Genomic DNA, 13248 nt, shown 5'->3' with positions numbered 1-13248 from the left:
GTCGTCACGACGAGCGCAGCCGGTTGAGGTCTGCCAGGACGTCGTCCGGTTCGGCACCGAGCTCGAACTGTCCGAGCACCACCAACTCGGGGTCGGCCATCACGTCGTCGGCGTCGGCCAGCTCGAGCTCGAGCGTGCGGGTGTCCCGGCCCAGGCGCCTTGTCGTGGTCACCCTGGCCTCGACGTGCCGCCATTCGGCCGACCGCACGCCTTTCATGGTGCGCACTTCCACCCCGACCTCGTTGGCGAACAGGCGAGGGTTGAGCAGCGAGCCGTACGCGGTGACGGCGACGAACACCAGGGCGCCCAGCCACAGCAGCAGCGCGCCCAGCCGGTCGCCGTCGCGTCCGTAGAGCGTCGCGCCGATCGCGCACCCGATCCCCACCAGGCCGAGTGCCACGATCACCGAGCGGCGAGGGCCCCAGGTCATCCCCAGGTTGTCCACAGGGCGGCCGCTGTCCGAGAGGTTATCCACAGGAGTTGTCCCCAATGGGGATCGGTTACAGGGGTGTAATTCCGCGTGTTCGCGGGGTCACCGCCACCGCATGGTCATCAGCAGGCCGGCGATGAGCAGCGCGAAGCCGATGGCGAAGTTCCAGTTGCCCAGCTCGGCCATGAAGCCGATCTTGTCGCCTGCCAGGTAGTTGACCACCAGCCAGGCCAGTCCGAGCAGCATGAGCCCGAACATGACGGCCTTGTACAGCGGATGCGACGGCCCCTGCGCCTTGACCTTGACCGGTGTGGTCCGGTTGGACGGCGGCGTGTACGCGGTCTTCTTGCGGACCTTCGATTTCGGCATGGTTCGGACCCTCTCACCACTGCGCTGTCGCGGTTGCAGTTCGGCATCTGTGCAGGCCGGAGCCGTCACGAGCCGTCTGCTCCCACGTTAACGTAACGACCGCCGCTGATGTACCGGGATCCCGGGGGTGCCAGGTGGGCCGACCGTCGCTCGGGGTGTGGTATCGCGTCCTGCGTACCGTCGGCGAGCTGCTGATCACCGCGGGCGTAGTGGTGCTGCTGTTCGTGGTCTACGCCCTCTACGTCACCGGCTTCCAGACGGCCGAGCGGCAGCGCAGCGCCGAAGCGGAGCTGGACCGGGCATTCGCGGCCGCCGCGGCACAGCGGCAGCGCCCCGCGTTGATCCGCGGCAAGCCGTTCGCCCGGCTCTACGTTCCCGCTTTCGGCACGGACTACCGGTTCGCTGTGGTGGAGGGCGTGGGCAGGGACGAGCTGGCCGTCGGGCCCGGGCACTACCCGCATTCGGCCCTGCCTGGCGAGCCGGGCAACGTGGCGATCGCCGGGCACCGGGTAGGCCGGGGCGCGCCGTTCCGGTGGGTGGACGAGCTGCGTTCGTGCGATGCGATCGTGCTGGAGACCAGCCGGGACTTCCTGGTCTACCGGGTACTGCCGATGGCGGGCGAGCACGCGAGCTGGGAGCAGCGCAGGCGGACGGATCCGCACTGCGCTCAGGTACCGTCGCTGGCCGACGACCGCGAGTACCGGCAAGTCCTCGGCCGGAAGGTGGTGGCGCCGGACCGCTCGGACGCCGTGGCGGCGGTTCCGTATCGGGCGGACTCCACGCTGCCGATCGCGCAGCGGAAGGCGTTGCTGACGCTGACCACGAGCCATCCGGAGTACGACAACAGTCAGCGGTTGGTCATCCACGCCGTGCTGACCAATCAGTTCTCGAAGGATGTGGCCGACCGGGACGACCAGCACGGCCCGGCCGGCTATCCGAGGGTGCTGCGGCAGATCGGAGGACGCTGAATGGGCGCCTGGACCAGGCGGCGTCCACCGCCGCGACCGGGCGGCGGTGGACGCCGCCATCCGGTCCGCCGTCACCCGCTCGAGCCGATCGGAGGGGCTGAATGTACGCGTGGATCTGGCGGCACCTGCCCGGACCGTTCGCCGTGCGGCTGATCCTGGCGGTCGTGCTCGCCGCTGCCGCCGTGGCCGTGCTGATGCTGATCGTCTTCCCTTGGCTGGAGCCGATGCTGCCGTTCAACGACGTCCTGGTGGGCAGCGTCGCAACCGCGACGGCGGTCAGCGGCGCGGCCGGCTGGGCGGATGCGCAGGCGGCTTCTCCAGCACCGTGAAGCTGATCCCGGCCTTGCGCAGCCGCTCGATGAGTGCATCGCCCATGGCGACGGCGGTGGTGACCTGGCCGGCCGTCGGCGGGAGGTCGTCGAAGGCCAGGCACAGCGCGGACTCGCTGAGCATTTTGGCGGTCTCCTCGTAGCCGGGATCGCGGTCGCCCGACACCTCGGTGATCACGCTGCGGCCGTTCGCCACCCCGTGGAACCGTGCGGTGAACCAGCCCCTGGCGCGAGTGTCCGGATCGGGGCCGTCGCCGGGCTCGCGCAGCTTGCCCAGCAGCTTCCTGGCCTGCGGAATCTGCGCCACCGCGGCCACCAGCGCCGTGCCTGCGGCGGTGCCGACCGCGACCGGCAGACGACGGAAGGCCGCGTAGTGGCTGTAGGTGAAGCGCGGCCCGTACTGTTCGAGCACCGCGGCCGACCTGGCGACGATCTGCGGATCGATGGTGGGCATCGGCAACACCCACGCCTGCGCCACGCTGTTGCGGTGCGGCTTGCCCGCCACCACACGCACGGTCCGGTCACGCGGCTTCTCCTCGGCACGGCGGCGAGCCCTGGCCACCGCCTGGGCCTGCCGGAGCCTGCCCATCGCGCCCAGCGCGGACGCCACCGTCCCGCCGGACGGCGCGCCTCCCGCACGGATGAAGCCGTCGACGTGGATCGGCTGGTCGTCGGGCAGCTGCCGGACGGTGAAGTACACCCCGAGGTCGTACGGGATCGAGTCGAACCCGCACGCGTGCACCAGGCGTGCGCCGGACTTCTTGGCCTGCTCGTGGTAGCGCAGGTACATCGTGTCGACGAACTCCGGCTCACCGGTCAGGTCGACGTAGTCGGTGCCTGCGGCGGCGCACGCCGCCACCAGCGGCTCGCCGTAGGTCAGGTAGGGGCCGACGGTGGTGATCACGACCCGAGCGGATTCGGCGATCCCGGTCAGGGTGTGCGGTGCGGTGACGTCGGCGGTGAGCAGTTCGAGCCGTGCGCAGGCCGGGTTGATCGAGGCCAGGCGGTCACGGACCGCCTCGAGCTTGGCGCGGTTCCGTCCGGCCAGCGCCCAGCGCGCCTGCCCAGGGGCGTTGCGAGCCAGGTACTCCGCGGTCAGCTGCCCGGTGAACCCGGTCGCTCCGAACAGCACGATGTCGAACCGTCGATCGGCCATGCGCCCCACTGTAGACGCATTCGCCTACCGTCGGTATGCGGCGCGAGCCGGGTGCCGCCTGCCGGATTCCCGGTCGCGCACAAGGATCGCTGGGCGGCGCCGGATAGCCTTGATGCATGCGCGTCCTGGTCGTCGACAACTACGACAGCTTCGTCTACAACCTGGTGCAGTACCTGGCGCAACTCGGTGCCGACTGCACGGTGCAGCGCAACGACGCGGTCGATCTGGCCGCGCTCGATCGATACGACGGCGTCCTGATCTCCCCGGGGCCTGGCACGCCGGAGCGCGCGGGCAGCAGCATCGAGGTCATCCGTCGCTGCGCTCAGGCGGCGCAACCGGTGCTCGGCGTGTGCCTCGGCCACCAGGCGATGGCCGTTGCCTGGGGCGGCACCGTCGACCGCGCCCCGGAACTGCTGCACGGCAAGACGTCCGAGGTGCACCACGAAGGCAAGGGCGTGTTCGCCGGCCTACCCAGCCCGTTCACCGCGACCAGGTACCACTCGCTGGCGGTGCTGCCGGACACGGTGCCGGAGGAATTCGAGGTGACCGCGCGCACCGAGTCCGGGGTGATCATGGCGATGCGGCACCGTGAGCTGCCGGTGGAGGGCGTGCAGTTCCACCCGGAGTCGGTGCTGACCGAGTACGGGCACCGCATGCTGGCGAACTGGCTGGCCATCGCCGGTCACCCGGTGCCGGACGAGAAGGTGAACGAGCTGGTCAACGCCACCCGGGCCCTGCAGGAAGCCGCGTTGCACTGAGTTCGGGCCGCGAATCACCAGGCGGCCGATCCCGCCGCCCGTCGTCGGCCCAGCCCGTCAGGATCAGTCCCACCCGGACAGGGCGGCCGTGTCCGAGCGATGTTTGTCGACAAATCGACTTCTCATGCCGAAGTCGTGCTTGCCTCGGTGCCGCCGAGCCCGTGGCAACGAACGAGCGGCAGCGACCACGGCCTACGGCGCGATCGCTGCCGCTCGTCGACGCCGCTCGCTGCTCGGCGCCCTGGCTACTGCCCTGGCGGGCAGGCTGGCTGCAACGGTCCGCCACAGTCGGAGCCGTCACCACCGCCACCGTCGTCGTCTCCGCCGCCGTTGCCCGGATCCTGATACCGGTAGACGTGCAGCACGACCTTGTCCGACGCCTTGAGTTTCGAACGTTCGCCGGGCTCGGTGGAGGCGACTCGGCCGTCCTTGTTCGGGTCGTCGGTGGCTTCCTCGACCACCTCGACACTGCCCTTGTGCCCGGCTTCGGCGAGTTTCGCCTTGGCCTCGTTCACCGTCAGGTCGACCAGGTACGGCATCTCGATCTCGGCGTTCGCGCCGTTGGACACCTCGAGCGTGATCACCGAGCCCTTGACCACCTCGCCGCTGCTCGGCGACTGGCCGACCACGGTGCCTTCCGGCTCGTCCGAGTCGACGTCCCGGCGCTCGACCTTCAGGCCGAGGGCCTCCAACCCGGCCTTGGCCTCCTCGAACATCTTGCCGGTGTAGTCGGTGACGGTGACCATCTCCGGCTGGGCGTAGATCTTCAGCGTCACCTCGGAGCCCTCGAGGACCTTCGTGCCCGCGGGCGGGTCCTGCTCGGCGATCCGGCCCGCCTTGTCCGGATCGTCGTTGGGCACTTCCTCCATCTCCGGGTTGACCAGCAGATTCTTCTCCTGCAGCCGCTTGATCGCCTCGTCCTTGGTGCGATCGGTCACCGTCGGCATGGTGACTTCGTCCGGAAGCACGCCGTAGCGCACCGAGATCGGGTCGTTCTTGGCGATCTGCACCCCGTGCCGGGGATCGGTGGACAGGACCTTGAGCTTGTCCTGCTCCTTGTCGCAGGCCGGCTTGGCGCCCCACTCGGTGGCGATGCACTTCACCGGCTGCCACTTGATGTTGGTGAACCCGGCCTCGCGCAGCGTCATCTCGGCCGACGGCTTCTGCTGACCGATGATGTTCGGCACCGCGATGCGTTCCTCGCCGGAATCGAACAAGCCACCCAGCCACAGCGCGAGGAACACGCCGATGACGCCGAGCGCGGCCAGCGCCACCACCAGCTTGCGGCGACCGCGCTTGCGGTCTTCCTCGTCTTCCTCGTCGTACTCGTCCGTCGGCCGGGCGGCGCTGAGCACCTGGGTGCGCTCTTCGTCCGACATCACCATCGGCGCGGCCGGGCGCTGGTTGGACAGCACCCGGATCAGGTCCGAGCGCATTTCGGCGGCCGACTGGTAACGGTTGGCCGGGCCCTTGGTCAGTGCCTTGAGCACCACCGCGTCCAGCTCGGGGCTGACCGCCGGGTTCAGCGTCGACGGCGGGACCGGATCCTCCCGCACGTGCTGATAGGCCACCGAGACCGGGGAGTCACCCGTGAACGGTGGCTGGCCGGTGACCAGCTCGAACAGCACGCAGCCCGCCGCGTAGACGTCCGACCGAGCGTCCACGGACTCGCCGCGCGCTTGCTCCGGCGACAGGTACTGGGCGGTTCCGATCACCGCCGCGGTCTGGGTCATCGCCGCCTGGCCGTCGTGAATGGCCCTGGCGATGCCGAAGTCCATCACCTTGACCGCCCCGGTCCGGGAGATCATCACGTTGGCCGGCTTGACGTCGCGGTGGATGATGCCGTGCCGGTGCGAGAAGTCCAGCGCCGCGCAGACGTCGGCCATGATCTCCATGGCCCGCCGCTGGTCCATCGGGCCCTCGGTCTTGATGATGTCGCGCAGGGTCCGGCCCTCGACGTACTCCATCACGATGTAGGGCAGCGGCCCGTACTCGGTCTGCGTCTCGCCGGTGTCGTACACCGCGACGATCGCCGGGTGGTTCAGCGCTGCCGAGTTCTGCGCCTCGCGCCGGAAACGCTCCTGGAAGACGGCGTCACGGGCCAAGTCGGCGCGCAGGATCTTGATCGCCACCTCGCGGCCCAGCCGCACGTCGTGCCCGCGGTGCACCTCGGACATGCCGCCGTAGCCGAGCGTCTCGCCCAGCTCGTAGCGGTTGGAGAGCAGGTTAGGGGCACTCATTGCAGTGTCGTCCTCTTCATCAGGCGCCTACCACCCCTCAACGGGTTGACGCACGTGGTCACCGCCCAGGTTGGCTCCGAAGCCGGCATCCGGCGCGTCGTACGGCGCCGCCGGGTTCTCCTGCTCGGCAGGGGGCTGGCTCGGTTGCTCCTGGGGCTGCTCATTCTCGTCCTGATCGGGCTTGCCGGCGTCCGGCGCGGGCGACGTGGCCGGGGCCTGCCGGGCCGGGGGCTGCTGCGGGTTCGGCTCGGGCGCCATCCCCGGTCCCTGGTCGTGCGGCACCTGCTGGCTGGACGGCGTGGCGCCGTCGCCAGGGCGGGGATCGCCGTCGGAGTCCTCCGACAGCAGCTGCGGGAGCAGCACCGCCGCCACGACGACCAGTGTGACGCCGACGACGGCCAAGACCACCCAAGGCCACACCGCGCGTTTGACACCTTGCGGCTGATACGCCGGGGCGCCGGGGGTCGGTGTGGGCGGTCCGGGGGCGGACACCGGCATCATTGCAGGATGGGACGGTGGTCCCAGCGGGCCACCCGCGACCGGCAGGCCGCTCGGCGGGGTGCGGGTGACGCCGACCGGAGCAGGGGGCATGTGCCCGGCCCGCACCATCGCCACCGCGTTCGCGAACTCGCCTCCGTTGGCATACCGCTGTGCGGGGTCCTTCACCAACGTCGATTCGATCAGCGCGCGGACCGAGGGCGGCACGTCGGGCGGCAACGCCGGAGGGGTGTCCCGGATGTGCATCATGGCCACGGTCACCGCGCTGTCCGACACGAACGGACGGCGCCCGGCCAGGCACTCGTACCCGCACACGGCCAGCGAGTAGACGTCGCTGGCCGGCGTCGCCTCGTGGCCCATGGCCTGCTCGGGCGCGATGTAGTGCGCCGTGCCCATCACCATGCCGTTACGGGTCACCGGCGCCGCGTCGGCCGCCTTCGCGATGCCGAAGTCGGTGATCTTGACCGTCTCGGAACCGTCCGCCTCGCGGACCACCAGGATGTTGCCCGGCTTGACGTCCCGGTGCACCAAGCCGCGTTCGTGCGCGGCGTTCAACGCGCGCGCCGCCTGCTCCAGGATGGGCAGCAGCCGCTCCGGCGCGATCCGGCCCTCCCTGGCCAGGATGCCTGCCAGCGGCTCGCCGCTGACCATCTCCATCACCAGGTACGCCAGGTCGTTGCCCGGCTCGGTGCCGGGCACGCCGGATGACGCCTCGCCGTAGTCGTGCACCGCGGCGATCCCCGGATGGTTCAGCGACGCCGTGGTGCGGGCCTCGGTACGGAACCGGTGCAGGAACTCCGCGTCCCCGGACAGCTCGGCCTTGAGGATCTTGACCGCCACGGTGCGATCCAGCCGGGTGTCCGAGGCCTGCCACACCTCGCCCATGCCGCCCACCGCGATGCGGGTGTCCAGGCGGTAGCGGTCGGCGAGCAGCTGGCCGGCGGAGAGCGTCACTGGTCACCCTCCAATACCGCGGCCATGGTGATGCGGCCGATCTCCGAGGCCAGCGCGCCACCGGTGGCGGCCAGGTCACCGTGCTTGCCGCCGCTTTCCACGATCACCGCGACGGCCACTTTCGGGTCGTCGTACGGGGCGAACGCGGTGTACCAGGCGTGCGGCGGCGTCTCCTTCGGCCGCGCGCCGTGCTCGGCGGTCCCGGTCTTGGACGCGATCTTCAGGTGGGAGTAGGCGCCAGCGCCCCGCGTGTTCTGCTCGGACTTGATCATCATGTCGCGCAGTACCTCGGCATTCTCCGCGCTCAGCGCGGGCTCGCCGGTCAGCTCCTCCGGTTCGAACTCGTCCAGGCTGGACAGGGCCGGCGCCAGCAGTTCCCGCACCAACTGCGGCCGCATCGCCATGCCACGGTTGGCGATGGTCGCCGACAGCAACGCGTCCTGCAAGGGCGTCAGGCGAACGTCACGCTGCCCGATGGCCGCCTGGTACAGCTCGGCATCCGAGGCCAGCTCCCCGAGGTGCGACGGCACCACGCTCATCGGGATCTCCAGGTCGTCGATGCCGATGCCGAAGTTCTCCGCGGTCTCCCGCAGCTTGTCCGCGCCCAGTTCGGCGGCCAGTTTGGAGAAGGCGGTGTTGCACGAGTGGGCAAGCGCCGCTTCCAGCGTCGAGCCCGGGCACGGCGTGCCCGCGAAGTTCGACAGCGACGTCCTGGTGCCGGGCAGCACCACGCTGGCCGCCGACTCCACCTTGGTGTCCTTGGTCGCGCCGTTCTCCAGGGCCGCGGCGGCGACCACCAGCTTGAACGTCGACCCGGGCGGGTAGAACTCCTGGATCGCCCGGTTGCGCATCGGGTTGCCGTGCTCCCGGCAGCCGGAGTCGCTGTCCGGATCGCAGTTCCACCTGATCCACGCGCGTTCCTGCTTGCGGCCGTCGTGCGAGGCGAGCTGGTTCGGGTCGTAGCTCGGCACCGAGACCATGGCCAGGATCTCGCCGGTGTCCGGCCGCAGCGCCACCACCGCGCCGCGGTGGCCGCGCTCCACCATGGCCCGGTAGGCGGCCTCCTGCGCCCGCGGGTCGATGGTCAGTCGGACGTGGCCGCCCCGTGGGTCACGGCCGGTGAACATGTCCGACAGCCGCCGCACCAGCAGCCGGGCGTCGTTGCCCGCCAGGATCTCGTTCTCCGCGTGCTCCATGCCGCCGGAACCGTAGCGCAGCGAGTAGTACCCGGTCACCGGCGCGAACATCGGGCCGTTCGGGTAGCGGCGCTGGTACTCGTACCGGCCGCCGGTGGCCCTGCTGTGCGCCAGGATCTTGCCGTCCCGCGCGATGATCTGCCCACGCTGCCGCGAGTACTCCTCCAGCAGCACGCGCTGGTTGCGCGGGTCGTCGCGGTAGTCGTCGGCATCGACCACCTGGATGTAGGTCGCGTTGGCCAGCAGCAGCGCGACCATCGCCAGCATGGCCAACCCGACGCGACGCAGCGGCGTGTTCATGACTTACCACCCGGCCCGTCCGGTGCCTGCACCATGACGGTGTGCTGCTCGGCGATCGCCGGCTGCTGCGGGCGCGGCTTCTGCGGCTTGCGTGGCCTGCGCGCCGCGTCGGAGATGCGGAGCAGCAACGCCACCAGTATGTAGTTCGCCAGCAGGGACGACCCGCCGTAGGACAAGAACGGCGTGGTGATACCGGTCATCGGGATGAGCTTGGTGACGCCGCCGACGATGATGAACACCTGCAGCGCGATGGCGAACGCCAGCCCGCCGCCGAGCAGCTTGCCGAACGTGTCGCGCACCGCGAGCGCGCCGCGCAGCCCGCGCATGGCCAGCAGCAGGTAGATCATCAGCACCGCGGCCAGCCCGACGAAGCCGAGCTCCTCGCCGATCGCGGCGGTGATGAAGTCGGTGTTGGCCGCGGGCACCGTCTCCGGCCTGCCGGAACCCAGCCCGGTGCCGAACACCCCACCGGTGCCCAGCCCGAACAGGCCCTGGGCGATCTGGTAGCCGCCGCCCGGCTGGTCGTAGGTGGCCAGCGGGTCGATCCAGTTCGCCACCCGCTGCTGCACGTGGGTGAAGAGCGAATACGCGATCACGCACCCGACGCTGAACAGGGTCAGGCCGAGCAGTACCCAGATGAACCGCTCGGTGGCCACGTACAGCAGCACCAGCACCACGCCGAAGAACAGCAGCGCGGGCCCGAGGTCCTTCTGCAGCACGAAGATGCCCAGGCACACCCCGGCGGCGATGACGATCGGCCCCATGTCCCGCGCCCTGGGCAGCTCCATGCCGAGCACCCGCTTCCCGGCGGACATGAACAGGTCCCGCTTGGAGACCAGGAACGCCGCGAAGAAGATCATCAGCAGGATCTTGGCGAACTCGCCGGGCTGGATGCTGAAGAAGCCGAGCTTGATCCACACCTTGGCGCCGTTGATCTCGGACAGCGACCGCGGCAGCAGCGCGGGAAGCGCCAGCGCGACGAGGCCGACCAGGCCGCACGTGTAGCCGTACCTGGTCAGGGTGCGGTGGTCCTTGATCAGGATGAGCACGGCGAGGAACAGGGCGAGCGCGATCGCCGTCCAGATCACCTGCTTCGGGGCGTCGCCGGTGTGTGTGGTGCCGATCTGTTCGGCTTTCGCCGCCAGCGCCAGGTCGATGCGGTAGATCATCACCAGGCCGAGCCCGTTGAGCACCGCCACGGACGGCAGGATCAGCGGATCGGCGTACGGCGCCCAGCGTCGCACCGCGACGTGCGCGATGAGGAAGACGCCGAAGTAGGCCAGGCCGTACCAGACGATGGCCCAGGTGAGCTCCTGCTCCTGGTTGGCTTCCACCAGCACCAGGGCGGACGTCATGATGACCGCGGCGAACCCGAGCAGCCAGGCCTCGGTGCCGCGGCGTGTTGCGGGCTTACCGAGCGGGCCGATACCTGGGCTGGTGGCTGACCCGTCGCTCCTTCCACCCGCCAACCCGACCGGCCGGCTCATCAGCCACCGCCGCCGTCATCGGGACAACGTTGCGTGGGTGCCGCAGGCGCTTGCGTTTGGCCGTTGGCGTGGTTGCGGCCGCCGTCGCTGCCCTTCTGGCCGCTGCCACCGGGGGCATTGGTGGCGCTGTCGGGGGGCTTGATGCCACTGCCGCTCGGATCGCCGGTGCCGTCCTCGGGGGGTACGCAGTCCTTGACGAACTTGGTGCGCAGCGTGTGGATGTAGGTGCGGGCCTCGTCCAGGCTTTGCCGTTTCACTCCGCTGCGCAGCAGGTCCTGCACGTTCTCCTCGAGGTCGGCGGCCATCAGCGGCTCGCAGGCCGGGCCGTCCGCCGGGCCGCACGAGCGCTGCTCCAGGCTGCTCAGCTCGACGCCGAGGATGTCGCCCTGGATGCCGCGAAAAATCGACACCTCGCCGTCGTGGATCCCCACGTAGTACTGCTGGATGACGAAGTACCGCGTGGTGATCGCGGCCGCCGCCAGCACGACGATCGCGGTGGCCAGGCCGAACAGGAGCTTCCAGCGCTTGCGGCGCTTGGCGCGTGGGTCCGGGGGTTCCTCCAGCTGCAGCGGCTGCGGCGGAGGTGGCGGGGGCGAGGTGAGCGCGTGTGCCCGCGCCGCAGGCGAGTCGAGGCGGGGAGCCTCGTCCGTGCCGTCACCGGCGGCGCCGCCCACGATGGGCGCGTCGTCGCCGTAGTCGACGTCGACCACGTCGGCGACGATGACCGTCACGTTGTCCGTGCCGCCGCCCTTGAGCGCGAGCTCGATCATGCGATCGGCGCACTCCTGCGGGTCCGGGATCTGGATCGCCTCTTCCAGCGTCTCCTTCGAGACCATCCCGGACAGGCCGTCCGAGCAGAGCAGGTAGCGATCGCCCGCGCGCGCCTCCCGGATCGTCAGGCTCGGCTCCACCTCGTGTCCGGTGAGCGCCTTGAGCAGCAGCGACTTCTGCGGGTGGGACTCGGCTTCCTCTTCGGTGATGCGGCCTTCGTCCTGCAGCTTCTGCACGAACGAGTCGTCGTGCGTCATCTGGGTCAGCTTGCCGTCCCGCCACAGGTAGGCCCGTGAGTCGCCGATGTGCAGCAGGCCCAGCCGGTTGCCGGAGAACAGGATCGCGGTGAGCGTGGTGCCCATGCCCTCCAGCTCGGAGTCGGCGGCCACCAGCTCGGCGATGGCGCTGTTGCCGCCTGCGACGGACTCCCGCAGCTGGCCGAGCAGGTCGTCGCCCGGTTCGTCGTCGTCCAACGGCGCCAGGGCGGCGATGACCACCTTGCTGGCCACCTCGCCTGCCGCGTGCCCGCCCATGCCGTCCGCGACGGCGAGCAGGCGTGGTCCGGCGTACACCGAGTCCTGGTTGTTGGACCGCACCAGGCCCCGGTCACTGCGGGCCGCGTAACGAAGCACAAGGGTCATGGGCGAAGCTCGATCACCGTCTTGCCGATCCGGATGGGTACCCCAAGTGGCACTCGGAGTGGTGCTGTGACCTTAGCCCGGTCGAGGTAGGTGCCGTTGGTCGAACCCAAATCTTCCACGTACCAGTCGGTTCCGCGCAGCGACAACCGGGCGTGTCGGGTGGATGCGTAGTCGTCGTCGAGCACCAGTGTGGAGTCGTCCGCCCTGCCGATGAGGATGGGACGGCCGTCCAGCGCGATGCGGGTGCCTGCCAGTGCGCCGTGCGTGACGACCAGCTGGCGGGCGGTCTTGCGGCCGCCGATCGGCCGCTTGGCCTGCTTGTCCCGCCGTCCCGGCAACTCGACCCGCAGTCCGGACGCGGCGTAGAGGTCGGACCGGACCACCCGCAACGCCGCGAAGACGAACAACCAGAGCAAGGCGAGGAAGCCCGCTCTGGTCAGCTGCACGACGAGCTCTGGCATCGCAGTTGGTCCGCTTCCACTTCCGAGCCGGTAGGGGTGTATTCACGAGTATGCCCATGCCTGGTCGGCGGGTGTGCACCACCAGCAGAAAACAGGTCCGTGCCGGCATGCCACGAGGCATGTCGGAGGAAGGGCCGCGGTCACCGAGGGGGCGACCACGACACGGTGGACCAGCCGCTGCGGAGCGCCGCCGACCGGTGCCTCCCGCCAGGGGCAGGCTCAGCTGGGCGTCGTGCGGAAGGTCAACGACGAGTGACCGACCCGGATGACGTCGCCGTCCGCCAGCTGCCACGTCTGCACCGGGGTGCCGTTCACGGTCGTGCCGTTGGTCGACCCGATATCGGCGAGCGTGGCGCTCTGGCCGTCCCAGGTGATTTCCAGGTGACGACGGGACACACCGGTGTCGGGCAGGCGGAAGTCGGCGTCCTGGCCGCGCCCGATGACGTTGCCGCCCTGCTTGAGGTTGTAGGTGCGGTTGGAACCGTCCTCCAGGTGCAGGGTGGCGGTCAACTGACGGCTGGTCTGGGTGGCCGGCGGCTGGTATCCGCCCTGGTCGTACCCGCCTTGGTCGTAGCCGGGCTGGCCGTACCCGCCCTGGTCGTACCCGGGCTGGGAGTAGCCGCCCTGGTCGTACCCGCCTTGGTCGTAGCCGGGCTGGCCGTAGCCGCCTTGGTCGTAGCCGGGCTGGCC

General features: G+C 70.0%; 13 protein-coding genes. 3 read left to right on the top strand and 10 right to left on the bottom strand.

The genetic code is table 11. The features are described from left to right. Positions 1-4: 4 nt before the first annotated feature. Both YWY_RS0109305 and crgA read right to left on the bottom strand, forming a co-directional pair. On the bottom strand, positions 5-430 hold the full coding sequence (locus tag YWY_RS0109305) for a PH domain-containing protein (protein ID WP_038044922.1): 426 nt from the start codon (positions 428-430) through the stop codon (positions 5-7). A 102-nt stretch (positions 431-532) separates the two neighbouring features. Beyond that, on the bottom strand, positions 533-799 hold the full coding sequence (gene crgA / locus YWY_RS0109300; protein ID WP_028847479.1) for a cell division protein CrgA: 267 nt from the start codon (positions 797-799) through the stop codon (positions 533-535). Between the two features lie 134 nt (positions 800-933). Between crgA and YWY_RS21110 the strand changes: the two genes are divergently transcribed. Together YWY_RS21110 and YWY_RS21105 are read left to right on the top strand one after the other, a co-directional pair. After that, on the top strand, positions 934-1767 hold the full coding sequence (locus YWY_RS21110) for a class E sortase (protein WP_038044901.1): 834 nt from the start codon (positions 934-936) through the stop codon (positions 1765-1767). Positions 1768-1868: 101 nt separating this feature from the next. Continuing rightward, complete coding sequence (locus YWY_RS21105) at positions 1869-2096, top strand: hypothetical protein (protein WP_038044900.1); 228 nt, start codon at positions 1869-1871, stop codon at positions 2094-2096. Here the strand turns inward: YWY_RS21105 and YWY_RS21100 are convergent. After that, positions 2044-3252 (bottom strand): saccharopine dehydrogenase family protein, encoded by a 1209-nt coding sequence (locus tag YWY_RS21100; RefSeq protein WP_038044899.1) that lies wholly within the window; start codon positions 3250-3252, stop codon positions 2044-2046. The genes YWY_RS21105 and YWY_RS21100 overlap by 53 nt on opposite strands. A 116-nt stretch (positions 3253-3368) precedes the next feature. Here YWY_RS21100 and YWY_RS0109280 point away from each other — a divergent pair, with 116 nt between their 5' ends. Then, positions 3369-4010, top strand: coding sequence for an aminodeoxychorismate/anthranilate synthase component II (locus YWY_RS0109280; RefSeq protein ID WP_028847397.1), 642 nt, complete (start codon positions 3369-3371; stop codon positions 4008-4010). Between the two features lie 245 nt (positions 4011-4255). Here YWY_RS0109280 and pknB read toward each other — a convergent pair whose 3' ends face one another. The 7 genes from pknB to YWY_RS0109245 all read right to left on the bottom strand — a co-directional run. After that, positions 4256-6250: a Stk1 family PASTA domain-containing Ser/Thr kinase gene (pknB, locus tag YWY_RS21095; RefSeq protein ID WP_051310098.1), complete on the bottom strand. Its 1995-nt coding sequence runs from the start codon at positions 6248-6250 to the stop codon at positions 4256-4258. 27 nt (positions 6251-6277) lie between these two features. Further along, on the bottom strand, positions 6278-7702 hold the full coding sequence (locus YWY_RS21090) for a protein kinase domain-containing protein (RefSeq protein WP_084609141.1): 1425 nt from the start codon (positions 7700-7702) through the stop codon (positions 6278-6280). Further along, on the bottom strand, positions 7699-9198 hold the full coding sequence (locus tag YWY_RS0109265) for a peptidoglycan D,D-transpeptidase FtsI family protein (protein WP_028847396.1): 1500 nt from the start codon (positions 9196-9198) through the stop codon (positions 7699-7701). The genes YWY_RS21090 and YWY_RS0109265 overlap by 4 nt, the downstream gene beginning before the upstream one ends. Further along, a complete protein-coding gene (locus YWY_RS0109260) occupies positions 9195-10685 on the bottom strand; it encodes an FtsW/RodA/SpoVE family cell cycle protein (protein ID WP_028847395.1) in 1491 nt (496 codons plus the stop codon). The genes YWY_RS0109265 and YWY_RS0109260 overlap by 4 nt, the downstream gene beginning before the upstream one ends. Continuing rightward, positions 10685-12097 carry a PP2C family protein-serine/threonine phosphatase gene (locus YWY_RS21085; RefSeq protein ID WP_084609140.1) on the bottom strand — a complete coding sequence of 471 codons (1413 nt, stop codon included), beginning with the start codon at positions 12095-12097 and terminating at the stop codon, positions 10685-10687. The genes YWY_RS0109260 and YWY_RS21085 overlap by 1 nt, the downstream gene beginning before the upstream one ends. Further along, a complete protein-coding gene (locus YWY_RS0109250; protein WP_028847394.1) occupies positions 12094-12558 on the bottom strand; it encodes an FHA domain-containing protein FhaB/FipA in 465 nt (154 codons plus the stop codon). The genes YWY_RS21085 and YWY_RS0109250 overlap by 4 nt, the downstream gene beginning before the upstream one ends. A 219-nt stretch (positions 12559-12777) precedes the next feature. Beyond that, positions 12778-13248: FHA domain-containing protein (locus YWY_RS0109245; protein ID WP_028847393.1), on the bottom strand; the 471-nt coding region annotated here is incomplete at its 5' end.

Origin of the sequence: Thermocrispum agreste DSM 44070, assembly GCF_000427905.1 — a bacterium.
In the GTDB taxonomy this organism is placed as follows: Bacteria; Actinomycetota; Actinomycetes; order Mycobacteriales; family Pseudonocardiaceae; genus Thermocrispum; species Thermocrispum agreste.
Note: the sequence above shows the minus strand (reverse complement) of the source record. Positions and strands in the feature narration are given on the sequence as shown.